Here is a 25,907-nt window from a genome sequence, read left to right as displayed (position 1 = left end):
GAGGTCTATAACGGCAATAACCCGGGAAGCTTTAGCCGTTGCGGCGGTCAGTTCAGCAGCTGGGTTGCATCCAGCAGGATCATCGGCTGGGCGCCGCCGCGGGCCACGCCGCGGAAGAGGTCGTTGGAGATCTGGCAGATGCGGGCGGTATCGGGGGGTTCGATCTGCGAATCGGTGAGGTTGGCGACATCCTCCACGGCCGAAACGCGCAGCCCCATCGTCTCGCCGTTCTCTTCCAGCACCACGATGCGGGTATTGGCGTCGTTGCCGGCCGCGCTGCTGCCCAGGTGGATCCCCAGGTCCATCACCGGCACCACCTGGCCGCGCAGGTTCATGATGCCCAGCATTGCCGGCGAGGTGCCGCGCAGCGGCAGCAACGGCACCGGCAGGACCACTTCCTGGACCTTGAGCAGCTCCAGTGCGTAGGCCTGGGCGCCGCAGCGCAGGCGCAGCCAGCGCGAGGTGCGCTCGCTGGCGCGGCGGCTCTCGCGCGGGCTGGAGGCCGGGTCGCGTGCCTGGCGTTGTAGTTCCTCCCAGCTGCCAGGGCGACTCTGCGCCAGTGAGGGGGTACCGGCGCGGACGCTGGTGGCGGCCGGCATCGGCGGCATCGGCGTCATGGAAGGCATCGGCCGGGCGATCGGTGCGCGGGCGGTTGGCAGCGCGGCGACCGGTGCCGGGGCGGGCGCCACCGCCGGCGAGGGTGCCGTCGCAGGCGCGTCGGTGCCTGCATCCACGGAATCGGTTTCGTAGACGACCTCGGCTGGCAGGTCGTCCCAGCTTGGGCGGGATTCGTCCACGGGCGCGGGCATCGCGCCGCTGAGGAGGGGGTCGTTGCGCAGCTCATCGAGCAGGTCGTCGAAGCCTGGCGCAGGCGCCGCGAGGGCAGCCTTCACAGGGGCGGCGTCCAGCGTCTGCACCTCCGTGGGGAGCGTCATCGCGCCGCTCAGCAGCGGATCGTTGCGCAGTTCATCCAGCAGGTCGTCGAAGCCTGGCGCGACGGCACTCGCTTCAGCCGCCGGGGCTAGTTCGGCGACGCCCGCGTTGCCGGTGGCAGACTCGGCTTGGACTGCTTCGACTGCTTCGACTGCTTCGACTGCGTCGACTGCGGCGAGTGCATCAACCTCGACCCCCGCGACGGACACCGGCGCCTCGGCCGGCGCCGGCATCGCGTCGCCGAGCAGCTGCTCCAGGTAGTCGTCGAGGACCCCCGCGGTGTTCATGCCGCGCGCTCCATCTGCTGCGCGTCATCGGCCAGGATCCATTCCAGGGCGCGGCGATAGGCGGCCAGGCCACGCCCGGGGTAATCCTCCGATTGCGGCGGCACGGTGAGGCTGGCGGCGTTGCAGATGCGGGTGTCGACCGGGATCGCGTCTTCCCAGACGCGGTGGCCGTGCTTGTCCTGCATCAGCTTGACGGTTTCGTTGCCGGCGCGGGTGCGGCGGTCGAACAGGGTCGGCAGGATCGACATCGGCAGCGGGCGGCGGCGCGAGCGCTCGACCATTTCGCCGGTGCGGACCATGCCATCCAGGCCGTGCAGGGCCAGCGGCTCGGCCTGGGTCGGGATGATCAGGCGGTCGGCCGCAGCCAGTGCGTTGATCATCAACAGGCCCAGGGTGGGGGCGCAATCGAGCAGGATGTAATCGTGCTGGCCCTGATGGCGGCCCAACGCATTCTGCAGGGCCAGGCCGAGGCCAGGCTGGTTCGCGCTGCGGCGCTCCAGCGTGGCCAGCGCGGCCTGCGCGCAGACGTAGTCCAGGCCCGGGATGCCGCTGCGGTGGGCGAGGGTGGAGAGCTCGGCCGGTGGTGCGGCGAACAGTTCCAGCACACCCTGCGGCGGCGGATCCAGCGGCACGCCGAAGGCGCGGGTCAGCGACGAATGCGGATCCAGATCGATCAACAGTACGCGGTGGCCCTGCGTGGCCAGACCGCGGCCGAGCGCAAGCGTCGTGGTGGTCTTGCCCACGCCGCCCTTCTGATTGGCAACAGCCCAGATACGCATGCGGTTCACTCCTTCATTGCGGGCGGAACGGCGGCGCCAACGCGGCTGCCGGCCGGCACCGGTGGCAACTGCACCGGTGCGATGGGGGTAACAGGGGTGCCGGCGGCGGTTGCCTGGGTGGCATCGGCCGCCTCGGCATCGGCGCTGAGCCGGTCGGTGATCGGATCGATGCTCTGCGCGGTGTCGGCCAGGATGATCACCATCACCCGCCGGTTGCGGTTGCGGCCTTCGGCGCTGGCATTGTCTTCGCGGGGGCGGAACTGGCCGTAGCCGACCATCGCCAGCCGTGCCGGCTGCAGGCCCTGATCAGCGAACAGATGCACCACGCTGGCCGCACGCCCGGCCGACAGCTCCCAGTTGGAGGGGAACAGCGAGGTGGCGATCGGGATGTTGTCGGTGTGGCCTTCCACGCGCACGCCATTGGGCGCATCGCGCAGCACTTCGGCCAGTTTGGAGAGGGTGTCGCGCGCGTGCACATCCAGCGTGGCCGAGCCGGTCGGGAACAGGATGTCGCTGTTGATCTCCACTTCGATCCACAGCTCGGTGCGGCGCACGGTGATCATGCCGCGTTCGATCAGCGGCGCCAGCGTGGCGGTGAGCTTGTCGGCGATGCCGTTGAGCTGGCGCTCGGCTCTCTGGAGCTGTGCCTGGTTGCGGATCGAGACCGGCATGCGCATCTGCGAGGCCATCGCCGGCAGCAGGGTCGGATCGTTGCTGGGGGCGGGGGCGGAGGGGCCGATCTTGGTCCCGGCCCTGATCACCGAGGGGCTGTCCCAGCCGCCGCCCTGGACCTGCTGGTTGCCGACCTGCACCGGGTTGATGGTGCGCGGCGCGCCACCAAAGGCGGTGGTCAGCGCGTCAGCCATGATCCGGTACTTGCCCTCGTTGAGCGAGGAGATGGCGTACATCACCACGAAGAAGGCGAGCAGCAGCGTCATGAGGTCGGCGTAAGGGATCGCCCAGGCCTCATGGTTGGCATGTTCTTCGTGGTGCTTGCGGCGGGCCATGTCAGTGCAGGAACCCGGACAGGTTGGTTTCGATGTTGCGCGGGTTCTCACCCTGGGCGATCGAGATCAGGCCCTCGATGATCATCTCGCGGTCGCGGCTGTTGTGGTGGATCACGCTCTTGAGCTTGGCCGAGACCGGCAGGAACAGCAGGTTGGCCGAGGCGATGCCGTAGATGGTGGCGGTGAACGCCGCCGCGATGCCGTGGCCGAGCTTGCTCGGATCGGCAAGATTCTTCATCACCGCGATCAGGCCGAGCACCGCGCCGATGATGCCCAGCGTCGGCGCATAGATGCCCATGCCCTCGAACACCTTGGAGGCGGCCAGGTCCTGGCTCTCCTGGCTGCTCAGCTCGATCTCCATCATGTGCCGGATGGTTTCCGGCTCCACGCCGTCCACCAGCAGCTGCAGCCCCTTGCGCAGGAACGGATCGTCCTGGGCGTCGACCTGCGCTTCCAGACCGAGCAGGCCCTGGCGGCGGGCGATGTTGCTCCACTCCACGATCTGCTGGATCAGGTGGCGGCGGTCGCTGCTCGGCGGCAGGATCACCCACTTCACGATCTTGAAGGCGTGCTTGAACACGGCCGGCGAGGTGTGCAGCAGGATCGAGGCGATGGTGCCGACGATGACGATCACGAAGGCGGCCGGCGACCACAGCGACGCCAGACCAGCCCCCTTGAGGATGCTGCCGCCGACCAGTGAGGCCAACGCGAGGAAAAGTCCAATGAGGCTGAGTCTGTCCATGGGTCCGTTATCGGCTTGTGTGAATGGGACTTGAGATGCCGAAGGAATCCGGTGGGGCGGCGGTCACAGTTTTTGGGGGTAAAGCAGCCGACCAACGGTCGGCTCTACCGGCGTCAGCGGAGGCCGTCTACGTCGAGGATCAGCGACATGCGGCCGTCGCCGATCAGGGTGGCACCGGCGTAGCCGCGCAGGCCGCGCAGGGCCTTGGGCAGCGGCTTGATCACCACTTCCTCGCGGCCGCGGACCTGGTCGACCACGAGGCCGAAGCGGGCTTCACCGGCCTGCAGCACCACGATGGTCAGCAGTGAGGACGGCATCGGCTCCACATCCAGCCAGTGACGCAGATCCACCAGGGCCAGCGTGTGCGATTTGCGGTCCAGCACGGCGCGGCCGTCGAACCAGCCCAGGGACGTGTTGGGGGCGTGCAGCACCTCCATCACGCGGGCCAGGGGCAGGGCGTAGACGTCTTCGCCGGCCTGCACCAGCAGGGTCGGCAGGATCGCCAGGGTCAGCGGCACGCGGATCATGAAGCGGCTGCCGCGGCCCAGCTCGGACTGGATCTGGATCTGGCCGCTGAGCTCGCGGATGCGGGACTGGACCACGTCCATGCCCACGCCGCGGCCGGAGATGTCGGTGACCTGCTGCTTGGTCGAGAAGCCGGGCAGGAACACCAGGTGCAGGCATTCCTCGCTGCTCAGGCGGGCGGCGGCCTCCGGATCGATCAAGCCCTTCTCGCGTGCTTTCTGACGCAGGCGTTCCGGGTCGATACCCGCGCCGTCGTCCTGCACTTCGATGCTGACGTAGTCGCCTTCCTGCTGGGCCGACAGGCGCACGTGGCCACTGCGTGGCTTGCCCTGGGCCTCGCGCAGGTCCGGCATTTCCACGCCGTGGTCGATCGCGTTGCGGACCAGATGGACCAGCGGATCGGCCAGCGCTTCGACCAGGTTGCGGTCCAGCTCGGTTTCCGCGCCGATCAGCTCAAGCTCGACCTCCTTCTTCAGCGACCGCGCGACATCGCGTGCCACCTTGGGGAAGCGCGAGAACACCTTGCCGACCGGCTGCATGCGGGTGCGCATGACCGCCGACTGCAGGCGTGCGGTGGCGATGTCCAGCGTGGAGACCGCGCGGTCCAGTTCTTCATCGTGCAGGCGCGCACGCAGAGTCTTGAGCCGGTTGCGCGAGAGCACCAGCTCGCCGATCAGGTTGACGATCGCATCCAGGCGCTTGGTATCCACGCGCACGGTGTGTTCGGCTTCGGCGAGCGGCTTGGCCGGGGCCGGCTTGGCGCTCGGGGCGGCCGGCGCAGCCACGGCGCGCGGTGCAGCCACCGGCGCGGCGGCAATGGCCTTGGCACCAGGAACGGCGCCACCGTGCAGCTGGTCCAGCAGGGCTTCGAACTCGTCCTCGCCGATCAGGCCGTCATCTCTTTTCGGGGCCGCGATGGCGGTCGGTGCGGCGCCGCCGTGCAACTGGTCGAGCAGCGCCTCGAACTCATCATCGGTGATCATCTCGCCGCCGCCGCTGCTGGCCGTGGCGGTGGCCGCAGGCGCCGGCGAGGCCGGCCCGTTGACGTCGAACTGGGCGATCAGCTCCGGCGGGGCATAGCCGGGCTCGGTTCCGGCCGAGACCGAATCCAGCATCGACTGCAGGTAATCCAGCGATTGCTGGGCTGCATCGAAGTGGTGAGCCTGCAGCGTGGCCTGGCCGGAGCGGGCCATGCCGAGGGTTTCCTCGGCCGCGTGGCACAGCTCGACCATCGCCTGGATGCCGAGGAAGCCGGCACCGCCCTTGAGCGTGTGGAAGCCACGGAACACGGCGTTGAGCTGGTCGGCATCCTGGGGCGCCTGCTCCAGCGACACCAGCTGTTCGCCGAGGCGATCCAGGATTTCCTGGGCCTCGAGGATGAAGTCGGCAGCGATATCGTCTGGCACAGCACTCATGAGCGTTACAGTCCCAGGTCCGAGAGCAGGTCGTCGGCGTCGTTCTGTGACACCGCATGGCGATCCAGGCCGTTCACGGCCGGGCCGGCCAGGCCGTTGGTGTCGCGCTTCTTCTCATCTTCCTGCGGGGGCAGGCCCAGCGCACCGAAGCCCTCATGCACGCGACGCACGATCCCGACCACGCGGCGGATGATCTGCCCGGTCAGGTCCTGGTAGCTCTGGGTCAGCGCGATTTCGGTGAGGTTGTGGCGGATCCGGTCCAGCTGCTGGCCCTGATCGGGCGTCAGCCCGTTGGCGCGCAGCTGTTCGGTGAGCGAGCGACATTCCTCGGCCAGGTCCAGGGTGCGGTGGGTGGCCTGTTCGGTCATCGCCACCACGTGGTCCAGGCGCGCGCAGGCATCATCCAGCTCGCCGGCTTCGCTGGGCAGGCTGGGCAGTTCGCCCAGGGCCTGGCCAAGCTCGCGGGCCAGGCGGTTCAGGCCGGCCATCATCGGCTGCGTGCGCAGCGCGGCGAGGGCGTCGATTTCCCGGCGCCAACCGGCTTCGTCACCGCTTTCCAGCGCGGCCAGGGCGTCCTGCAGGCGCTGCACCAGCGCGGATTTGTCGCTCAGGGTGTCCATCAGGCGCTCGCCGCCAGGCGTTCGAAGATCTTGCCGAGCTTTTCTTCCAGGGTCTGGGCGGTGAACGGCTTGATGATGTAGCCGTTCACGCCGGCCTGGGCCGCTTCGATGATCTGCTCGCGCTTGGCTTCGGCGGTCACCATCAGCACCGGCAGCGTCTTGAGTTTGGCGTCGGCACGCACCGCCTTGAGCAGGTCGATGCCGGTCATCACCGGCATGTTCCAGTCGGTGACCACGAAATCGAACGGCTGGCTCTGCAACATCGCCAGCGCCGCATGCCCGTCCTCGGCTTCGGCCGTGTTGGTGAAGCCCAGATCGCCCAGCAGGTTCTTGACGATACGACGCATGGTCGAGAAGTCGTCGACGATCAGGATACGCATGTTCTTGTTCAAAGCACTTTCCTCGATTTCAATGGTTCTCGAGGCCGGCGTCTGCCGCCTCGAAGATCTTCAGCCGGCCCCGCAGGCGCAGCACGGCCTGGCCATGGATCTGGCACACGCGCGATTCGCTGACACCCAACACGGCGCCGATCTCTTTCAGGTTCAGTTCCTGCTCGTAGTACAGCGACAGCACCAGCTGTTCGCGCTCGGGCAACAGGCCGATCGCGTTGCCCAGCTCACGCCCGAACTCACCGCGTTCCAGCACCTGCTGCGGGGTCGGGCCGCCCTGGGCGACGGTGTCCAGTTCTCCCTGGTCCTCGATCCGCGATTCCAGGCTCAGCACCTGGCCCCGTGATGCGTCTTCCATCAGGCGCAGGTAATCGGGTAGCGGCATGTCCATCGCGGCGGCCACTTCGGTGGCGCTGGCGGCACGGCCGGTGCTCTGCTCCAGGCGACGGATGGTCGCGGCGGCATCGCGGGCGCGGCGGTGCACCGAGCGCGGCACCCAGTCGCCACGGCGGATCTCGTCGATCATCGAACCGCGGATGCGGATCGAGGCGTAGGTTTCGAACGAGGCGCCCTGGTCGGCGTCGTAGCTGCGCGAGGCCTCGATCAGGCCCATCATGCCGGCCTGGATCAGGTCGTCGACCTCCACGCTGGCTGGCAGACGTGCCGCCAGATGGTGGGCGATGCGGCGGACCAGATCCGAGTGCTGGGCAATGCACTCGTTGGCCGCGGTGCGCTGGACCTCTTTGTATTGTGCTGCGCCCTTCATACCGTCACCCCGCGTTGCTTGAGGATGCGTTCCAGGAAGAACTCGACCCCGCCACGCGGCTCGGTCGGGGCCTGCCAGCGGGCAGTGCGGCGCGCGATCTCGGTCAGCGCCAGGGCGGCCGGGCTGGACGGGTAGGCCTTCACCACCGGCTGCTGGCGCTGCACCGACAGGCGCAGCCAGTCATCCTGCGGCACGCAGCCCAGGTAGTTCAGCGAGACATCGGCGAGGAACTTCTCGCACACGCGGCTCAGCTTTTCGTACAGCACGCGGCCTTCGTTCGGGTCGCGGACCATGTTGGCCACCACCTGGATGCGGTCCACGCCGCGCTCGCGCGAGAGCACCTTGATCAGCGCGTAGGCGTCGGTGATCGACGCCGGCTCATCGCAGACCACCACCACGGTGTCCTGTGCGGCCTGGCAGAAGGTCAGCACGCCATCGGTGATGCCGGCGGCGGTATCCACGATCATGATGTCCAGCTCGCGCTCGAGCTCGGAGAACACGTTGACCAGGCCGACGTGCTCGGCCGGCTGCAGCTCGGCCATGTGGCGACGGCCGGAGGCGGCCGGGACCACCAGCACGCCGCCGGGGCCTTCGATGATCACTTCTTCCAGCGTGCAGCGCCCGGCGACCAGGTCGGCCAGGGTCACCTTCGGCTGCAGGCCCAGGATCACGTCGATGTTGGCCAGGCCGAGGTCGGCGTCCAGCAGCAGCGTGCGCTTGCCCATGTCCGCCAGCGCCACGGCCAGATTGGCCGAAACGTTCGTTTTGCCCACGCCGCCCTTGCCGCCGGTGACGGCGATGGTGCGGACCGGGCCCAGCGGCTGGCTTCGGGTAGCCGACAACGGGAAGGTCTTGGTCAGCTTGGCATACTCACGCGACGGCATGGTTCAACTCCGGGTTGCAGGGCATATCGGCCGCGCGGCGCAAATCTTCAAGGCGAAGTACAAGATTGGCCGCACTGGCACGGTGCAGGTCTTCAGGAACGTCCTGGCCATCGGTGACCCAGGTGATCGGCAGGCGGTGATCCACGGCCACCGAAAGGGCGGTACCGAAGCGGCCGGTTTCGTCCAGCTTGCTCAACACCACGCCCTGCGGGTTGGCGGCGCTGAAGCGGCGCACCACCTCGTCCATGTCGCCGAAGCTGGTGTTGGCCGGCAGCACCAGCAGTGTGCGGATCTGCTCGGCGGCGCGCAGCCACTGCAGCTGGGCGGCCAGGGCGCGGTCGCGCGGGCCCAGGCCAGCGGTGTCGATCAGGACCAGCTTGTAGTCCTTCAGCCGCTCCAGCAGCTGGTTCAGATCACTGCCGCTGCTGGCCTCGTGGACGGCGATGCCGAGCTGGCGGCCGAAGCCGTACAGCTGCTCGCGGGCGCCGATGCGGCCGGTATCGGTGGTGACCAGGGCCACGTCGCGGGCGGCATGCGCCTCGGCGAAACGCGAGGCCAGCTTGGCAATGGTGGTGGTCTTGCCGGCGCCGGTCGGGCCGACCAGGGCGATCACGCCGCCGGCTTCAAGCGGGTCGACCGGGGCGATCGGCAGCTTCTTGGAGAGCAGGCCGAGCATCAGGCCGCGGCCACGGTGGGCCTCGGTATCCAGCGGAATCTGCATGGCCACGTCGCGGCTGATGCCGGCGTCGAAGCCGTATTCGTCCATCAGGTCCAGCGCGGCGGCGCGGACCGGCGAGCCGCGCAGGCGCTCATCGGTGAACCGGTGCATCTCACGCTCGATGACATGGCGCATGCCGGCCACTTCATGGCGCAGCTGGCGGATTTCTTCGTCGTCGCGCTGGATGACCGTCAGTTCCGGCACGCTCGCCACGACCGGTGCCGGTTCATTGGCGGCGGCGATGACGGTCTCGGCGATCGGCAGCGGGAGTGCCGGCGGCAGGGCAGCAGCGACGACCGGCACCGGCACGGCGGCGCCCTGCAGTACGGTCTCGTCCGTCTCCTCCAACGGCGGATCGATCACGAAGCGGGCGCGGTTGATCGGGGCCGGCGCGGCGACGGCATCCACCGGTGCGGCAGGCGAGGCGGCCGCGGCCTGCTCGACATTGAACGGCGCGAAGATCTGCTCCGGCAGCGACGGTTCATTGACGGCAGGACTGACGCTGGCGCGGGCCAGGGTGGCAGCGAAACCGTCGCTGCCCGGCGGCGGCACGATTTCGTTGGCGGTATCCAGCGTGCGACCGGTCGCGCCGACGGCGGCGCGGGCCAGTGCGGCCACGGCCGAGGTGGTCGCGGCCACCGGCTCGGGCGTGGCGACCGGGGCCTTGCGGCGGGTCACGGCGGCAATCACGGCATCGGCGGCGCTGCGCGGGCGCGGTGCCGGCGGCGCGACGTCCTTGCGGGCCGCTTCCAGCGCACGCTGTACGGCGCTTTCGTCGTAGTTGGCCGCCGCCACGATTTCGACACCTTCCTCGATCCGGCGGTTGGACAGGATCACTGCGTCCGGACCGTGTTCCTTGCGCACCAGGTTCATGGCCGAGCGCATATCGGAGGCGACGAAGCGTTTGATTTTCATGCTGTGGTACCGGGACTGGGGCGGCGGAGTGGTGGAAGGGAAACGCTGGTTGTCGGTGGTCTGCACGGTCAGGGAGTCCCTTTATTTCCTGCTGCGGTGAAATCGAATGAGGTGTCTGTTTTCTGTCGCGGTGCCGTTGGGTGTCCGGCTCAACTGATCGTGCCGACCAGCTTCAACCGTTTGTCCTCGGGCACCTCGCTGTAGGCCAGTACGGACAGCGAGGGGACGCTGTGGCGTACCAGCCGTGCCAGCGCGGCACGAACCGGGCCAGGCACCAGCACGACCGCCGGCTCGTTCTTCGCTTCCTGCTTGCCGACACATTCGGCCAGGCTTTGATGCAGTCGCTCGGCGAGTCCGGGTTCCAGCGCGGCGCCGTTGCCCTGCGTGGACTCCTGCAAGACCCGTTCCAGTTGCGGGTTGAGGGTGAAGACCGGCAGCTCCGGCGACATCCCGGCGATCTCCTGCACGATGAAACGGCCCAGCGCGTTGCGCACGGCAGCGGTGAGCACGGCCGGGTCCTGGCTGGTCGGCGCGCTTTCCACCAGCGATTCGACGATCTTGCGCAGCTGGCGGATCGGAATGCGCTCGATCAGCAGGTTCTGCAGCACGCGCACCACGGCCGACAGCGGCAGCGACTTGGGCGTCAGATCTTCGACCAGCTTCGGCGCGCTCTTGGCCAGGTTGGCCAGCAGCTGCTGCACTTCTTCATGGCCAAGCAGTTCCGGGGCGTGCTCACGGATCAGGTGCGACAGATGGGTGGCGACCACGGTGGCCGGGTCGACCACGGTGTAGCCCATCGATTCGGCATTGGCGCGCTGGTGCGGCTGGATCCAGGTCGCATCCAGGCCGAAGGCGGGATCCTTGCCGGCGATGCCTTCCAGGGTCCCCAGGGCGCTGCCCGGGTCCAACGCGAGTTCGCGGTCGGGGTGGATCTCGGCGGTTGCCACCGGCACGCCGTGGATCAGCAGGCGATACGCGGTGGCCGGCAGTTCCAGGTTGTCGCGGATATGGACGGAGGGAATCAGGAAGCCGATGTCGTGGGTGAGCTTGCGGCGCACCCCCTTGATCCGCGCCATCAGCTCGCCGCCCTGGTTCTTGTCCACCAACGGGATCAACCGGTAGCCGACTTCCAGGCCGAGCGGATCGACCGGGCGCAGTTCATCCCAGGTCAGCTCGGCGGTGGGCGAGGGCGCGGCGCCGGGCAGGCCGAGGGTATCGGGACGGTTGGCGGCGGGAGATTCGGCGGCGCGGGCTTCGGCCGTGCTCTTCTTCCAGGCCTTCCACGCGATGAAGAAGAGGATCGCGGCCAGCGTCAAGAAGGCGACGTTGGGCATGCCCGGCACCAGGCCGACCACCGCCAGAATCGCGGCGGCGATGGTCAGCGCACGGTACTGGCCGAACACCTGGCCCATCATGGCCTGGGCCATGTCCTGCGAGCGCGAGGCGCGGGTGACCAGCATGGCGACCGCCGAGGACACCAGCAGCGCCGGGAGCTGGGCGACCAGGCCGTCACCGATGGAGAGCAGGGTGTAGGTCGCGGCGGCATCCCCAAACGGCATGCCGTGCTGGAGCACGCCGACCGCCAGGCCACCGACCAGGTTGATGAACAGGATCAGGATGCCGGCGATCGCATCGCCGCGGATGAACTTGCTGGCACCGTCCATCGCGCCGTAGAAGTCGGCTTCCTCGCGGACCTCCTCACGACGGGCCTTGGCCTCTTCACGCGTCAGCAAACCGGCGTTGAGATCGGCGTCGATCGCCATCTGCTTGCCGGGCATGGCATCGAGGATGAAGCGTGCGGTCACTTCGGACACGCGCCCGGCACCCTTGGTGATCACCACGAAGTTGATGATGGTCAGGATCGCGAACACCACGATGCCGACCGCGTAGTTGCCGCCGATCACGAACTCACCGAAGGAGGCGATCACCTTGCCGGCCGCTTCGTGGCCGTTCTGGCCGTTGAGCAGGATCACGCGGGTGGAGGCCACGTTCAATGCCAGCCGCAGCATCGTGGTGACCAGCAGCACGATCGGGAAGATGGTGAAATCCAGCGGGCGCTTCACGTAGACCACCGCCAGCAGCACCATCAGCGAGATGGCGATGTTGAAAGTGAACAGTGCATCGAGCACCGGCGGCGCCAGCGGCACCACCACCATGGCCAGCAGGGCCAGCACGATCAGCGGGGCCCCCAGGCCGTGGCGGATCATGTCCAGCGCGCGGCGCACGTTCATCCCGGCAGGTTGCGCGCTCATGGGCGGCCTCCCTTGCCGAATTCATCGATATCGATGCTCGGTGCCGCCGGCATCGGGCCGGTCCCCCAGCTGCGCAGCTGGTAGACGTAGGAGAGCACCTGGGCCACGGCCGAATACAGTCTCACGGGAATTTCCTTTCCAAGTTGACCTTCCCGATACAAGGCGCGTGCCAAAGGCGGGGCGGAGACGATGGCGACCTTGTTGCCGTCGGCCACTTCACGGATGCGCAGGGCGGTTTCATCCACGCCCAGGGCGACCACGGTGGGCGCCCCCATCTTTCCGCCGTCGTACTTCAGGGCGACCGCGTAATGGGTGGGATTGACCACCACGACATCGGCGGTGGGCACCGCCTCCATCATCCGGCGGTTGGACATCTGCTGCTGCAGCTGGCGGATGCGGCCCTTGACCTCGGGACTGCCTTCGCTTTCCTTCATTTCCCGGCGCAGCTCTTCACGGGTCATCTTCAGCTTGCGCATCCAGTTCCAGCGCTGGTACGGCGCATCGATGGCGGCCAACAGCATCATCGCGCCGCCGGTGGCCAGCATCAGCTTCAGGGTGAAGCCCAGGCCATGCACCATCGCCGCTTCCAGGGGCTGGTTGAGCAGGTCGCGCAGCGAGCGGGTGCCGTGCCACACCACCAGCCCCGCAGCGGTGCCGACGAAGGCGATGCGCAGCAGCGACTTGGTGAACTCGGCAATCGCTTCAGGCCCGTACAGGCGCTTCATGCCGGCCATCGGGCTGAGCCGTTTGAAATCGGGCATCAGCGATTTGTTCGACCAGCGCAGCCCGCCCATCGCCACCGGCGACAGGAAACAGGCCAGCAGACAGATCACGAGCAGCGGCCACATGGCCAGCATCAAGCGCAGCATCAATTCGCCGAAGTGGCCGAACAGCGCCTGTGGGTGCAGGCGCAGGCCCGGCTCGGGGCTGAGCGCGAACTGCATCCAGCTCTTGGCGTTGCGGGCGATGGTGCCGGAGAACGCCATCAACGCCAGTACGCCGGCACCGAACACGGCCGCCGTCGCCAGTTCCCGCGAGCGCGGGATGTTGCCCTGTTCCCGGGCATCGCGCAGGCGCTTTTCGGTCGGTAATTCGGTCTTTTCGCCGGCTTGTTCGTTCTCGGACATGGGCTGCACGACACGGGGGAATACCCGGGGTCGTGCAAGAACCGTTCCGTGACGTCAGATCGAGCCGCTGCGCGCGTGCGACACCTGCACCTGTCCGGACGGCGTCGCGGTAGCGATGGCCTCCTTCAAGGGCACCTCACCCACGCCCAGGGCCCGTTCGACCACCAGTTCGGTGCCTTGACCGTGCAACAGCGCCTGCAGCCGTCCGAACTCGCCGCACCACAGGGTTTCGATGTCGCGGTCGCGACTGCGGTCGCGGTCGGCCGCCAGCGCCACGGCCCGAACCTGCAGACGCCCACCGTCGGCCTGGCCGCCCACTTCAACGCCATAGCCGGGGGTGGCGGCTTTCTTGAGCACCACCGCGCCACTGTCCTGCCAAGCGGTGGCCATGCCTTCGCGCACCTCATAGCCGAGACTTGCCAGACCGTCGAGTACGGCCTGGCGCCGGGAAACTGCCGCCAGCGCCTGCTGGTGGCTGGCCAGGGCGCTGTCGCACTGCTGGGTCAGCGCGGACAGCAGCGGCAGCGCGGTGTCGGTACTGCACGCGCCCACCTGGGCCAGCAACGGCGCAGGGTCAACCGGGTCCAGTGCCGCCAGCCTGCTGGCCACATCCTGCAGCCGCTCCAGCTGCACGCGGCGCTGGGCGAACGCGACCGAGGCGGCGGCCAGTTCCAGAACCAGGCTGTCCAGCAGCAGGTTGCGGCGCTGCGGAGCGGTTTCCTGCTCGGCGTGGTGCAGCGCCTCCAGGTAGGGCGCGGCGACTGCCGGACCTTGCAGTACCTGCAGTTCGGCGATGTAGCGGTCCACGCGCAGCAGGCGCGCCTCGCGTCCGGGCTCGGCGGGCTGCCCGGCGGCCCAGTCGGCCAGCGTGGGGATGGGCGCCGAGGTCTGCAATGCGGCAGCCAAGGCGCGCTGGCCGTCGCTCAGTGTTGCCTGCTCCTGCGGGGGCGAAAGGAGGGCGAAGGCACGGGCCAGCACCGCCTCTGCGTCAGCGCCGGGGTGACCGTCGGCCAGTGCCCGTAGCGCCTGCAGCAGGCCCGCGTCTGCATCGACGGGTCGATCCTGCAGCGTTTTGAGCACGGCCGCAGCGTTGTCGCGCTGCCGCCGCTGCTGCTGGCGGCCTGCCGCAGCGCGGTCCACGGCGCGCGCCTCGCGGTCGCGGGTGTCGGCCTGCAGGAAGGCGATTTCGGCCTCGATCAGTTGCGCATACCGCGTGTTGTCGCTGTCTGCCAGCAGTGCCTGCAGCGCCTGGCGGCGTGCCATGACGGCGGCCACGGCCGAGGCGTCACGCTCGCCGACCTGCTCGCACTGCGCCTGCCAGCGCGCTACCGCCTGGTCCAGCCGGTGCAGCATCGCCTCGCGCAGGGCCAGCAGTTCTTCGGCAGTCACGATACGGACGACTTTGGGACCACTCATGGCAGGGTTTCCGGTTGCGCGGGGACAGGCGGGGGCGGCACCGGGGCGGGGGCCATGGCCGCCTCGATGGCAACGCGCAGGCGTGCCCGTTCGGCCTCGCCGTCGTGGTACCAGGCATGCGAGGACACCCGGTGGATGCCGCCGATGGCGCGACGCAGGACCGAGGGTCGCCAGATTTCACGGGCGCGGGCATGCGCCAGCAGCGGGTGGCTGGGCGCGTCGCACTCGATGCCGATGGCGAAGTTGCCGGTGTCGGGGTGTTCGATGGCGAAGTCCAGCCCGAATGCATCGCCTTCGCTGGCGGCGGCCGCATTCCATCCCAGCGACTGCAGGTAGGCACCGACGATCTGCGTGAAGCCGTCGGCGGGCGCCGCGTGGGTGCGGTTGGCCACGCTGCGGTCGGTCTGCAGGCGATCCAACAGCCGTGCGCTGCCGTCGAACTCGCCGGCACACAGGGCCCGGGCGTACTCCAGGTAACCCTGCAGGTAGTCGCGCGGGCTGGCCGGGGCACGCTGGGTGTTGAACAGGTCGGAGATGTCGGCGATCGGCATCGAGGTGATCATCACCACCCGTTGCCGGGCGCGGGTGACGGCCACGTTGAGGCGGCGCTCGCCGCCGGTCTGGCCGAGCACGCCGAAGTTGCGCCGGAAGGTGCCCTGCGCGTTGCGGCCGAAGGTGGAGGAAAACACGATGATGTCGCGCTCGTCGCCCTGTACGTTTTCCACGTTCTTGACGAAGACCGCCATGTCCTCGCCGTCTTCGCTGCGCTCGCGTTCCTCGGCGAATGCGGCGCGGAAGGCGGCATCCTGCCCGGCGCGCTGCTCCAGGTGTTCCTCGATCAACTCGGCCTGCTTGCGATTGAAGGTGACCACGCCCACCGAGGGGCGCATGGCATAGGGCCGTTGCCACAGTTGGGCCAGGTACTCCACCACACGCGCCGCTTCGGCAGGGTTGCTCTGGTGCTGGTACACACCGTCGACCTGGATCAGCTCCAGCGGCTTGATCCGCGCGATGCTGCTGCGCGGATGACGTACCGGCACGTTGAGCCGGTTGCCGTAGAAGGCCGCATTGGAGAAGCCGATCAGTTCGCGGTACGCCGAGCGGTAGTGGATCTGCAGCGTGGTGCTGGGCAGGGCATTGCGGGCCAGCTGCAGCAGGTCCGGGCAATCCTTGATCTCGCGCCGGTTCCAGGTTTCCTCGAAGGCGTCGCGCTGCTCGGCATCGACCTCGGCATCGGGCTCGTCGCCATCGAAGACCTCTGCTTCATCGCTTTCCACCCGGCTGGAGAAGAAGGCGGTGGGCGGCATCTGCTTCTCATCACCGCTGACGACCGTGACCCGGCCACGGAACAGCGTGGGCAGGGCGAACTCGACCGGCATCTGCGAGGCCTCGTCGTAGATCACCGTGTCGAACAGCCCCGCCTGCAGTGGCAGCACGCGGCTGGCCACGTCCGGGTTCATCAGCCAGACCGGGCGCAGGTGCATCAGGCCCAGTTCGCTGCCCAGCTCGATGAACTCGCGCAGGCGGCGCGAACGGCGCCCGGTCAGCCGGGTGACGTCTTCCCACTGCTTGCGGTTGCCCAACTGCTCCAGGTCGATGTGGGTGCCCAGCATCTGGCGGTTGAGCCGCCGCATCTGCTGGTCGGCAGCGGCCAGGCTGGCGACCTTGGCCTGGGTTTCATCCTGACCGAACTGCAGCGCCGGGTTCGCCTGCTCCATGCGGTGCTTCCAGCCCAGCCGTGCTTCGCGATGCAACAGGCGGCGCACGGCCGGCTCCAGCGCGTCGCTGGCAAGAGTATCCAGCTGCGGTTGCAGGTGGCGCAGCAGTGCCAGCAGTTCGAGGTCTGCGCTTGACAGCTGCCCGGCGCGACCGCGGAAGGCCTGATAGGCGGGCAGATGGGGCAGGGCATCGTGCAGGTGCTGCAGCACCTGGGCGTTGCTGTGGTTGTGGGCGATGGCGGCGGCCAATGCATCGACCAGCGCCTGCTCCAGCCAGTCGGCCAGCAGTGCGAGCTGCTGCGCGCTGGCATGGCGGGCGGCATGCCGGGCGAGCGAGGCATCCAGGTCCTGCAGCAGTGCGTCCAGGTGCGCGCGGTCGCCCGCCAGCGCCGCGTCGTCGGCCTGCTGGGGGCGCGGCGACTGCGCCAGCGCCTGCGCCAGTGCCTGTACATCCAGCAATTGGCGCGCGCTGGCGCGTGCCATCGGGCCCAGCGCGATGCCGGTCTGTTGGCCAACCGGGTCCAGCGCCAGCTGTTGGTGCAGGCCGGCCAGTTCGGTGCGCAGCGGGCGCAGGCGCGCTTCCAGCGTCGCGCCGGCCAGCAGTGCTGCGGTGCCCGCTTCCCCCATCGCATGGGACTGCGCCTGCAGGACGCGGTTCACCCGTCGCCGGCGCAGCAGGTGCAGCGGGTTGATGCGCGCCAGCAGGCCGCGCGCGCCCAGCACGCGCGCGGCATCGCGCTGCAGCTGCGCAAGCGTGCGCTCGTCGACGCTGGCGAGCACCGGTGACAGCGTGCTGGAGTAGGCCTCAAGGTCGAGCGCCGCCACGGCCTTCTCGATCTGCTGCAGCCGGTCGAGCGCGATGTCACCCTGGCTTGGCTGCCCCACGCGTGCGGTGCGGAACAGCGGCAGCCAGCGTGCCAGTCGGCTCCGTTGTGCGTCATCCAGGCCGAGCAGGGTCGCCACGTGCGCCGACTTCCACGCCTGGTGCGGCGCGGGATCGTCCAGCTCGAAGGTGGCCGGGTGCGCCAGCAGGATCGCCTGCCGGTGCTGTTCGGCCGCGGTGAACGTCTGCAGGGCGGCAACGAACGCGGCGAGGGTGTCCGCGTCGGCCGCGAAGGGGCGCAGCTGCGCCAGCGGGCTGCCCTCGTAACGGGCCGGCAGCCACAACCGGATCAAGGGCGCGCAGGCTTCTTCGCGCTGCACCAGGGTGGGCAGGTCCAGTGCCAGCAGGCGTTGGCGCAGGGCGGGCAGGACCAGCGGGGGCGTGCCGGCGTCCAGCGCGATCAGTTCGCCGAGCAGGCGCCGGTAGCTCAGCCCGGTGGCGTCGTCGATCTGGTGCAGGCTGTGCTGGTGGCGATCCAGTTCGCCTTCCAGTGCCTCGATCCGCGCGGCCACCTGCTGGCGCTGCTGCTGCCAGGCCGTTTGCGTGGCGCCGGCGGTAAACAGGGCGTCGAGCTGCTCGCGGATGCTGCGGATGACCGGTTCGCGGTCGCGGTTGACGTCGTTGAGCATGACCACGCGCTGGCCCAGCCCTTCGGCGACCAGGCGCTTGTGCACCACCTCCAACGCCGCATGCTTCTGGCAGACGATCAGCAGGCTGCGTTGCCGGCCGATCGCGTCGGCCACCATGTTGACGATGGTCTGGCTCTTGCCGGTGCCAGGCGGGCCTTCGATCAACAGGCCCGGTCCCTGCCGTGCCTGCAGCACTGCCGCTTCCTGCGAGGGATCGCTGGCCACGGTGAAGTAGCGCTGCAGCTCCGGCGTGGCAGGCGAGGCCGTGCCGTCGGTGTCGGTCGGCGGTGCCAGCCGCAACGCGGTTTCGAGGCCGGTGCCGGACGGCGACAGAACCTTGAGCTGGCGCAGGTCTTCGCCGATGGCCTGGCCCATGAACGTGACATGGAACAGTACCGCGGCGCACTCCAGTTCGTCCTGGTAGGGCGCCACCTCCACGCTGCTCGGGGGCAGGCCGACCAGGCTGCGCGAGCGGATCGTGGCCAGCATCCCGAAGGCATCCATCACATCGGCGGCCCGGATCGCCGAGCGTCCCAGCAGTTCGTCGGCGGTGCTGCGCCAGCGCTTGCAGGTCTCGGCACCCAGCACGCTTTCAAGCGCAGGGTTGAGCCGTACTTCCTCGCGTTCGCCATCGAAGGCCAGCCCGACCTGGCCGCGCGTGCCCGGCTCCAGCAGCAGCGTGGCCGGCCACAGCAGCAGCGGAATGATGCGGGTGCGCGAGGTGCCGCGCGGATCGCGGCTGAGCAGGAACGGAAAGCCCAGATACAGCCCATCGATGCCGGTGTCGCGCTTGTACAGCGCGCTCTGTCGTGCCAGGGCCATCAGGCGGGGCTCCAGCAGCGGGTTGCGCTGGAACGATTCGGGGTCCAGCTGCACGGCGCGCGCGTTGCGCTGCAACAGGTGATCGAGCAGCGCGGCGGCGGGGCGCCGGGCGCTGTCCACGTCGTGCATGTCCACGCGTGCGGTGGTCTTGCCGATGCTCATGCGCACCAGCGGGCCACGCATCACCGCCGTGACCACTTTCTTTTCGAAGAAGTCCAGGATCTGCGACACGTACTGCTGCTTCTGCGGCTGCAGCCAGCGGCTGGCGGGCACGGCCAGCACCACCAGGGCGCGCGCCAGCGGCATGCGCCGTTCCAGCCGGAACTGCTCGGCCCAGCCATCCACCACGGGCAGGCCGGAGCGGGCGAAGCCCAGGATGCGCGCGTCCACGCTGCGATACAGCTCGGTACGCGGGTGCTGTAGCAGGGCCGCGGCTGCGTCGCTGTCGAAGGCGTCGAGACCGGCGCTTGCGGCGAGTGTGGCCGCCTCGGCAAGGATGGCCTCGGCACTGCGGAACTGGCCGATTTCCGCGCTCAGCAACACGATCAGGTCTTCTTCGGCCACCACCCGGCGCTCGGCCAGCGACAGCAGCCCGGGATGCGCGGTGTCAGGCAGCAGGCGCTGGCGTTCCTGCCATTGCGAGGCCAGCTTGGCCCGCGAGGTGGACAGCAGGTAGACGCGCAGGGATTCCTCGACCAGGGCGATGTGCTGGTGCAGCGCGCGCTGGCGTACGCTTTCCTCGCGCCGCTTGAGCCTGCACAGCCAGTTGTCGGTCTGCAGGTGTTCCAGCAGGTCCGGCACCGAACCGCTGATCAGCCGGTAGCCCTCCAACGGGTGCTCAAGCAACCAGCCGGGCGTGACGATGTCGCCCCGATGGATCAACGGCATTTCCGGGTTGAGCACCTTCAACGCCAGCATCAGCCGGAAATCGTCCTCGATGCCTTCGTGGCGGGCAATCTGGCGCAGCCCGGCGATGCCGGTGGCAGGCAGGCCGACCTGCTCGGCCCAGGTGATGATCGCCCCGCGCAGCAGGTGGTCCAGCGCCTGGTCCCAGCCATCGGCCTGGGCGGCGGCCAGCGCGAATACGGCCGGGCGATGATAGCGGCGCGTGCCGAGCGGGAGGCTGGCGCCATCGCCCTCGTCGTGCGCGTGCTGCGCCGCCGGCGGCGCCGGCACGGCGATGCCGGCCAACCAGTCGGCCACCTGCGGCCATTGCCAGCGCTGGTGGCGGTCGCGGGCCAGCAGCCCACGCAGCAGCAGCGCCAGCTCCGGGTCCAGCGTTTCCGGAATCGGGACACCATTGGCCAGCACGTGGATCAGGAAGGCATTGGGATGGATGCCCTCGAAGCAGGCGCCCTCGGTGAGCTGTTCGAGCAGGATCATCCCCAGGCTCCACCAGTCCGACGCGGCAGCCACGCCACCGGCGATCGCCTCGGGCGCCATGTAGCGGCTGATCTCCAGGGGCGAGACGATGTCCAGGTCGAACTCGGACAACCGGGCCGAACCGAATCCGCTGATCACCAGGTCCAGTGGCGCGCGCGCTCGCACCAGCAGGCTGGCCGGGCGCAGGTCGCGGTGGCGCAGCCCCGCTTCGTTGAACGCATGCAGCGCCTGGCCCAGTTCGCTGACGATATGCCGGACCGCATCGCGGTCGCCGATCACGCTGCCCAGTTCGGCCAGGGTTCCACCGGTGAGCATTTCCACCACTTCAAAGGCGCGGTCATCCCAGCGCCCGGTGGCGATGATCTCCGGTACGTGCGCGCGCGGCAGGCGGCGGATCACATCATAGATGGCCGGGTCGGGCTCGGCACCGGGGCGGTACAGGGTCAGCACGGCCTGCACCGCCGTGGTGGTGTGTTCGGTTTGGTAGCGGTCACGCACGCCGTCGGTGCTGCTGATCTGGCGCAGCAGCCGCCAGCCATCGATGACCGTTTCGCTGCTGTCGGCCACCGGAGGCGGCAGGTCCGCCGCCGCCGTCCCATCGGTCGCGCTGGCGCCGCAGTGCAGGCACATCAGGTCGCCGGGGGTCATCGGGTGGCCGTTGTCGCAGACCACCTCCGCGGCAACGGCGCCGACCGTCGATGCCTGCACCGCTGCCTGGGTGACCACGCTCTGCGGCCGCCAGCCATCGGGATGGATCGGCTCGCCGGCCAGATCCCAGCCGCACGCGTGCGCATCGACATGGCCTTCGCAGAACATCTCGGCCAGCGCGCGTTCGGTGTGGCAATTGGGGCAAAAACGAATCATGGAGTTACTCGACTGGACGACGCGATGAAGTGTGTGCGCTGGTCTGTACCTGGTGGCCCTGCGCGCGCAGCAGCTCGCGCAGGCGCAGCAGGTCGCCGCGGCGGGGGATGCCGGCCATCCAGACGGTGCCGGTGGCATCGAACATCAGGTCAAGTGCCTTGTCGGCCGGCGTGCTGGCCCGCTCCAGGCCGGCCAGGCGCGACCGACCCAGCGCGGTAAGCAGGGTGAGGCGCTGGTTGTCGCTACCCCGAAGCGCCAGCGACTGGTCCGCCTGTTCGAGGTAGGGGTCGCTGATCACCGCATCGATCAGGTCGCGCGCCTGGTCCAGCATGGGCTGCAGCGTTTCCAACGGGTGGCCGCTGTACACCAGGATGTCCGCGGCGGTGCGTTGGCGCAGCCCCACCAGCATCTGCAGCAGGGCGTCGAACTGGTCGAACGGCTCGCCGCCGGAAATGGTGACGCCGTCGGCCTGGTCCAGCCACGGGGCCACCTGCTCGAGCAGGGAGGCCACGTCGACGACAGTGCGCCCCGGCCCCCAGGTGTCGGCTGAAATGCAGCCGCTGCAACGGATGCTGCAGCCCTGGAACCAGATGCCCAGGCGTTGCCCCGGCCCCAGCGTGGTCACCGGGAAATGCACGCGTGACAGCTGCAGGGGACGGTTCAACCGCGTTCCAGGTGGAGTACGTTGGCATCCACCGCAACGATGGTGAACTGCTGGCCGGGCTGCGCGTCCTGGTCGAACAGGGCACGCGCCAGCGGATTGAGCAGGTGCGCCTCGAGCTGGTTGCGGATGCCGCGCCCGCCGTTGGAGAGGTCCTTCAGGCATAGCGCGCGCAGCGCGTCGCGGGCCGGCGCGGCCAGGGTCACGCGCAGGTGCTGGGCCTGCAGGTCGGCCAGGGTCGCGTCGACCATCTGGTCGAAGATCTGCACGGCGACCTCCTCGCGTATGAAATCGAACACGATGATGTTCTCGCCGATCCGGTTGAGTATCTCCGGCCGGTTCAGGACCAGCTTGAAGTGCCGGTCGATTTCGTCGTGCACTTTGCTCTGCACCTGCTCGAAAGGCTCGCCGGGCAACACGTTGCCCACGCGCTCGCCATGCTCGCCCTGACGGTAGATGCCGAGATTGGAGGTGAACACGATCAGCGCCTCGGAGAAGTAGACGCGGTCGCCACGCCCGGACGTGAGCACGCCGTCATCGAGGATCTGCAGGAACTTGTCCAGGATGCGCGGATGGGCCTTCTCGATCTCATCGAAGAGGACCACGCTGAACGGCTTCTCGCGGATGGCGTTGGTCAGTTCGCCGCCCACATCGTAGCCCACGTAGCCGGGCGGAGCGCCGATCAGTCGCTGGTCGGCATGCTCGGCGCTGAACTCGGACATGTCGAACCGGATGTAGGCGCTTTCGTCACCAAACAGCAGGCTGGTGACGGTCTTGGCCAGCTCGGTCTTGCCCACGCCGGTCGGGCCGGCCAGGAACGCCACGCCGCGCGGCCGGTTGCCCTTGCGGCTGGCACCCACGCCGGTCATGGCGCGCTTGACGATGTCCAGCATGTGGGTCACCGCATGGTGCTGGCCCTTGACCCGTTGATGGACGAACGCGTCGCCCATGCGGATGCGCTGCCGGTCAATGCGCAGCCAGGGGTCTTCGGTGACCCCGACCTTGTAGCGGCGCACGGCGTCGCCGATCTGGTCCACCGCCACCCCTTCGACCCGGGCCAGCTGCGCGATGGCACTGAGGTCCAGCAACAGCAGCCCCTCGGTGCTCTGCACGAATGCATCCACCGCCTGCGCGGTGGCCTCGGCACTGGCGTCCGGGGCACCGGCCAGACCCTTGAGCAGCGCCGGGGCCAGTGCGCGCCGGGTGAGCTGGTCCGGCTTGGCCACCGGAATGTGGCGGATGCGCGGGTTGCCGACCAGCAGCCAGTCGGGCAGGTCACCTTCCTTCTCCACTACCCAGAGCACCGTGTTGAAGAACGGCTTGCGCTGCACGCTGCCCGGTCGGCTGCGTGCCTGGTGGGAGAGCACCAGGGCCTGGGTGAACAGCTGGTGTTCGGCGGCGCTGAGGGCGTCGCTGCGCACTGCCAAGCGCGAGGCGAAATCGATGATCACTGCCACCGGCTCGCCTTGGCGCACGACCAGCCGCTGGAGCGTGGCACTGAGCAGGTCGATACCGGCGGGCGCGGCGCCGTCCACCGGGGTCAGCCCCAGCGATTGCAGCAGGGCGATGCCGCTGGCGGGATCGGTGCCGGGGCGTTCCAGGGCGCGGAAGCCGGCCAACGGATCCCAGCCCAGCACCTGCGCATAGCCCTGGTCGAGCAGGGTGTTGCACAGGGTCTGATTGAAGCTCTGCGCGGTGACCGTGCCCGGTGCCACTTCGGCGGCCTGCAGGTCGCGGATGTTCCCGGAAAGCACGAACTGGCTCTTCAAGGGAAGGAAACGAACAAGATCGCGCTGCCAGCGCGGACCTTCAAACACATTCTTCCCTGACATCCTGCTGCCTGCTGTTCCCATGGTAGGGGGCAGGGTATTGCGCGCAGCCGCCAATTTCCAGCGCGTGCGGCTAGCCTGTTGCCGCGCCTGGCCGTGCCTGCGCCTTCCATCCGGCGGCGATCTCCACCCGCGGGCGCGGGTGGTCATGCAGCTGCATGAACCGCTCCGGGTCCACCGGGCGTCCCAGCAGGTAACCCTGCAGGTAGTCGCAGCCCAGCCGTTCCAGGTAGGCGCGTTGCCCGGCGGTCTCGACGCCTTCGGCCACGATGTCCATGTCCAGCGCGTGCCCCAGCGCCACGATCGCCGAGACGATCACCACGTCTTCGGAGCTGTTCTCCAGGTCGCGTACGAAGGCGTGGTCGATCTTGATCTCGGTCGCCGGCAGGCGCTTGAGGTAGAGCAGGCTGGAGTAGCCGGTACCGAAATCGTCGATGGAGATGCCCACGCCCAGCGCCGCCATCGCCAGCAGCAGCGTCAGGCTCGCCTCGGTGTCGCGCATGACCGTGTTTTCCGTGATTTCCAGGATCAGCCGGCGTGGTTCGATCCGGTGGGTCTGCAGCGCCTCGCGCACTTCCCGCAGCAGGTTGGGCGAGGCGAACTGGATCGGGGAGAGGTTCACCGAGACCGTCCAGCCGTCATGCCCGGCGTCGTGCCACACACGCAGCTGGCGGCAGGCTTCGTCCAGCGCCCACCGGCCGATCTCGTTGATCACGCCGCTGCGCTCGGCCAGGCGGATGAAGCGGTCTGGTGGAATCAGCCCCTGCTGGGGATGGCGCCAGCGGATCAGGGCTTCAGCGCCACTGACCGACTGCCCGGCCACGCGGGTCTTGGGTTGATAGTGCAGGAACAGCTGCTCGGTGCCGATCGCGCGGCGCAGGTCGGCCAACAGCTGGAACTGCTGTTCGGCGCTATCGTTCATCCACTCGGCGAACAGCACGTAGGCATTGCGCCCGGCCTCCTTGGCCTGGTACATCGCGGCATCGGCGAAGGCCATCAGCTGCCGCTCGCTGGCGGCGTGGTCCGGACAGATCGCGATGCCGACGCTGGCCGTCACCTGCAGGTCGTGGCGCGGCAGCAACGGCTCGCGGCCGACGGTCTGGATGATGCGGCTGGCCAGTGTCGCCACGTCTTCGTCGTTCTCGATCGGCACCACCAGCACGAATTCATCGCCGCCCAGCCGCGCCAGCATGTCCGCCGGGCGCAGCAGCTTGCGGGTGCGGTCCGCCACGGCGACCAGCAGGGCGTCGCCGGTCTGGTGGCCGTAGGCATCGTTGACCTGCTTGAAGCCGTCCAGGTCCATGAACATCACCGCAAACCGGCTGCCGCGCTGCTCTGCTTCGGCCAGGGATTGCTCGATCCGCTGCTGCAGCAGGCGGCGATTCGGCAGGCGGGTGAGCGGGTCGTGCAGGGCCGCCTGGGTCAGCTCGGCGTAGGCATCGTCAAGCGAACTGCTCAGGTCGGTGTTGCGCAGACGCAGCAGCTGGGCCTCCATGCGCTGGTCCAGCCAGGACACGATCAGCACCACCGCCAGGATCGCGATGGTCAGGGCCAGCACCACCAGTGCCAGCCACTGCGCCTGCAGGCCCTCTCCGCCGGCGGCACCGCAGATGCTGCCCGCGGGGAAGCGGGCGGCGGCCATCCCGGTGTAGTGCATGCCCACGATCGCCGTGCCCAGCACCAGTGCCGGCGCGGCGCGGTCGCGCAGGCGCCGATGGCTGCTGCGCAGGCGGAAGGCGATGAACAACGCGGTCCAGGAGGCGACGACGGCGATGAGCAACGACAGGGCCACCCAGCCGGGGTGGTAGTCGATGCCGGGCTGCATGTGCAGCGCGGCCATGCCCAGGTAGTGCATCGCGGCGATGCCGCTGCCCATCAGCAGTGCGCCAAGGGCGAGGCGGCCGTGCGGCAGGGTCGGTTGCGAGACCAGCCACAGCGCGAAGATGGACGAGGCCATCGCAGCCAGCAGCGAAACCGTGGTCAGGCCGAGCGCATAGCCGAGTGGGATGGGCAGGCGGAAGGCCAGCATCCCGATGAAATGCATCGACCAGATGCCCAGCCCCATCGCGCAGCCGCCGCCGATCAGCCACAACCAGGTGGTACGGCGCGTGGCCGCGGTGGTGACGCGGCTGGCCATGTCCAGCGCAGTGAACGAGGCCAGCACGGCAACCAGGAATGACACGACCACCAACCACGGGGTGTAACTGCCGATCAGCATGGATGACGCTCTCCTTGGTCAACGCCTGAGCGATACGACAGAACGCGCCGCCATCAGCGCAGAGCGCGGGTGAAGATTTCGTCGTCAGCCAAGACTAACGCCACGCACCGGGGGGATCGCAAGTG

The 25,907-nt window shown here is 68.7% G+C and carries 16 protein-coding genes and 1 pseudogene; all 17 read right to left on the bottom strand.

Annotated features, from left to right (window positions below):
- Positions 1-47: 47 nt before the first annotated feature.
- The 17 genes and pseudogenes from ABE472_RS00780 to ABE472_RS00700 all read right to left on the bottom strand — a co-directional run bounded on the left by ABE472_RS00780 (position 48) and on the right by ABE472_RS00700 (position 25,782).
- Positions 48-1,220 carry a chemotaxis protein CheW gene (locus ABE472_RS00780; RefSeq protein ID WP_346465053.1) on the bottom strand — a complete coding sequence of 391 codons (1,173 nt, stop codon included), beginning with the start codon at positions 1,218-1,220 and terminating at the stop codon, positions 48-50.
- A complete protein-coding gene (locus ABE472_RS00775; RefSeq protein ID WP_346465051.1) occupies positions 1,217-1,999 on the bottom strand; it encodes a ParA family protein in 783 nt (260 codons plus the stop codon). The genes ABE472_RS00780 and ABE472_RS00775 overlap by 4 nt, the downstream gene beginning before the upstream one ends.
- 161 nt (positions 2,000-2,160) lie before the next feature.
- Positions 2,161-3,006, bottom strand: a pseudogene (motD, locus tag ABE472_RS00770) (flagellar motor protein MotD); the annotation flags it as partial.
- 1 nt (position 3,007) lies between these two features.
- Complete coding sequence (locus tag ABE472_RS00765) at positions 3,008-3,748, bottom strand: flagellar motor protein (RefSeq protein WP_121036725.1); 741 nt, start codon at positions 3,746-3,748, stop codon at positions 3,008-3,010.
- A gap of 113 nt (positions 3,749-3,861) precedes the next feature.
- Positions 3,862-5,688 (bottom strand): chemotaxis protein CheA, encoded by a 1,827-nt coding sequence (locus ABE472_RS00760; protein ID WP_346465048.1) that lies wholly within the window; start codon positions 5,686-5,688, stop codon positions 3,862-3,864.
- Positions 5,689-5,693: 5 nt separating this feature from the next.
- Positions 5,694-6,308, bottom strand: a complete 615-nt coding sequence (locus ABE472_RS00755; RefSeq protein ID WP_346465046.1) for a protein phosphatase CheZ — start codon at positions 6,306-6,308, stop codon at positions 5,694-5,696.
- On the bottom strand, positions 6,308-6,700 hold the full coding sequence (gene cheY / locus ABE472_RS00750; RefSeq protein WP_019182908.1) for a chemotaxis response regulator CheY: 393 nt from the start codon (positions 6,698-6,700) through the stop codon (positions 6,308-6,310). The genes ABE472_RS00755 and cheY overlap by 1 nt, the downstream gene beginning before the upstream one ends.
- A 16-nt stretch (positions 6,701-6,716) precedes the next feature.
- On the bottom strand, positions 6,717-7,463 hold the full coding sequence (locus ABE472_RS00745; protein WP_019182907.1) for an RNA polymerase sigma factor FliA: 747 nt from the start codon (positions 7,461-7,463) through the stop codon (positions 6,717-6,719).
- The gene (locus ABE472_RS00740; protein ID WP_313211874.1) at positions 7,460-8,347 is read right to left on the bottom strand and encodes a MinD/ParA family protein; all 888 of its coding nucleotides are present in this window, start codon (positions 8,345-8,347) and stop codon (positions 7,460-7,462) included. Before ABE472_RS00740 ends, ABE472_RS00745 begins: the two co-directional genes overlap by 4 nt.
- On the bottom strand, positions 8,334-9,980 hold the full coding sequence (gene flhF, locus ABE472_RS00735) for a flagellar biosynthesis protein FlhF (protein WP_346465044.1): 1,647 nt from the start codon (positions 9,978-9,980) through the stop codon (positions 8,334-8,336). Before flhF ends, ABE472_RS00740 begins: the two co-directional genes overlap by 14 nt.
- Positions 9,981-10,129: 149 nt before the next feature.
- Complete coding sequence (gene flhA, locus ABE472_RS00730; RefSeq protein WP_183073735.1) at positions 10,130-12,211, bottom strand: flagellar biosynthesis protein FlhA; 2,082 nt, start codon at positions 12,209-12,211, stop codon at positions 10,130-10,132.
- Positions 12,212-12,228: 17 nt separating this feature from the next.
- Complete coding sequence (gene flhB, locus ABE472_RS00725; protein WP_313218260.1) at positions 12,229-13,359, bottom strand: flagellar biosynthesis protein FlhB; 1,131 nt, start codon at positions 13,357-13,359, stop codon at positions 12,229-12,231.
- Between the two features lie 54 nt (positions 13,360-13,413).
- A complete protein-coding gene (locus tag ABE472_RS00720; RefSeq protein ID WP_346465041.1) occupies positions 13,414-14,775 on the bottom strand; it encodes a hypothetical protein in 1,362 nt (453 codons plus the stop codon).
- Positions 14,772-21,074, bottom strand: a complete 6,303-nt coding sequence (locus tag ABE472_RS00715) for an AAA domain-containing protein (RefSeq protein ID WP_346465039.1) — start codon at positions 21,072-21,074, stop codon at positions 14,772-14,774. The genes ABE472_RS00720 and ABE472_RS00715 overlap by 4 nt, the downstream gene beginning before the upstream one ends.
- 4 nt (positions 21,075-21,078) lie before the next feature.
- The gene (locus ABE472_RS00710) at positions 21,079-21,738 is read right to left on the bottom strand and encodes a 4Fe-4S single cluster domain-containing protein (protein ID WP_080341543.1); all 660 of its coding nucleotides are present in this window, start codon (positions 21,736-21,738) and stop codon (positions 21,079-21,081) included.
- The gene (locus ABE472_RS00705; protein ID WP_346462242.1) at positions 21,735-23,567 is read right to left on the bottom strand and encodes an AAA family ATPase; all 1,833 of its coding nucleotides are present in this window, start codon (positions 23,565-23,567) and stop codon (positions 21,735-21,737) included. The genes ABE472_RS00710 and ABE472_RS00705 overlap by 4 nt, the downstream gene beginning before the upstream one ends.
- A 70-nt stretch (positions 23,568-23,637) precedes the next feature.
- The gene (locus tag ABE472_RS00700; RefSeq protein ID WP_346462243.1) at positions 23,638-25,782 is read right to left on the bottom strand and encodes an EAL domain-containing protein; all 2,145 of its coding nucleotides are present in this window, start codon (positions 25,780-25,782) and stop codon (positions 23,638-23,640) included.
- Positions 25,783-25,907 lie beyond the last annotated feature (125 nt).

It is taken from the genome of Stenotrophomonas sp. TWI809 (assembly GCF_039673205.1).
Classification (GTDB): domain Bacteria; phylum Pseudomonadota; class Gammaproteobacteria; order Xanthomonadales; family Xanthomonadaceae; genus Stenotrophomonas.
This window is presented reverse-complemented; position numbering and strand designations above follow the sequence as displayed.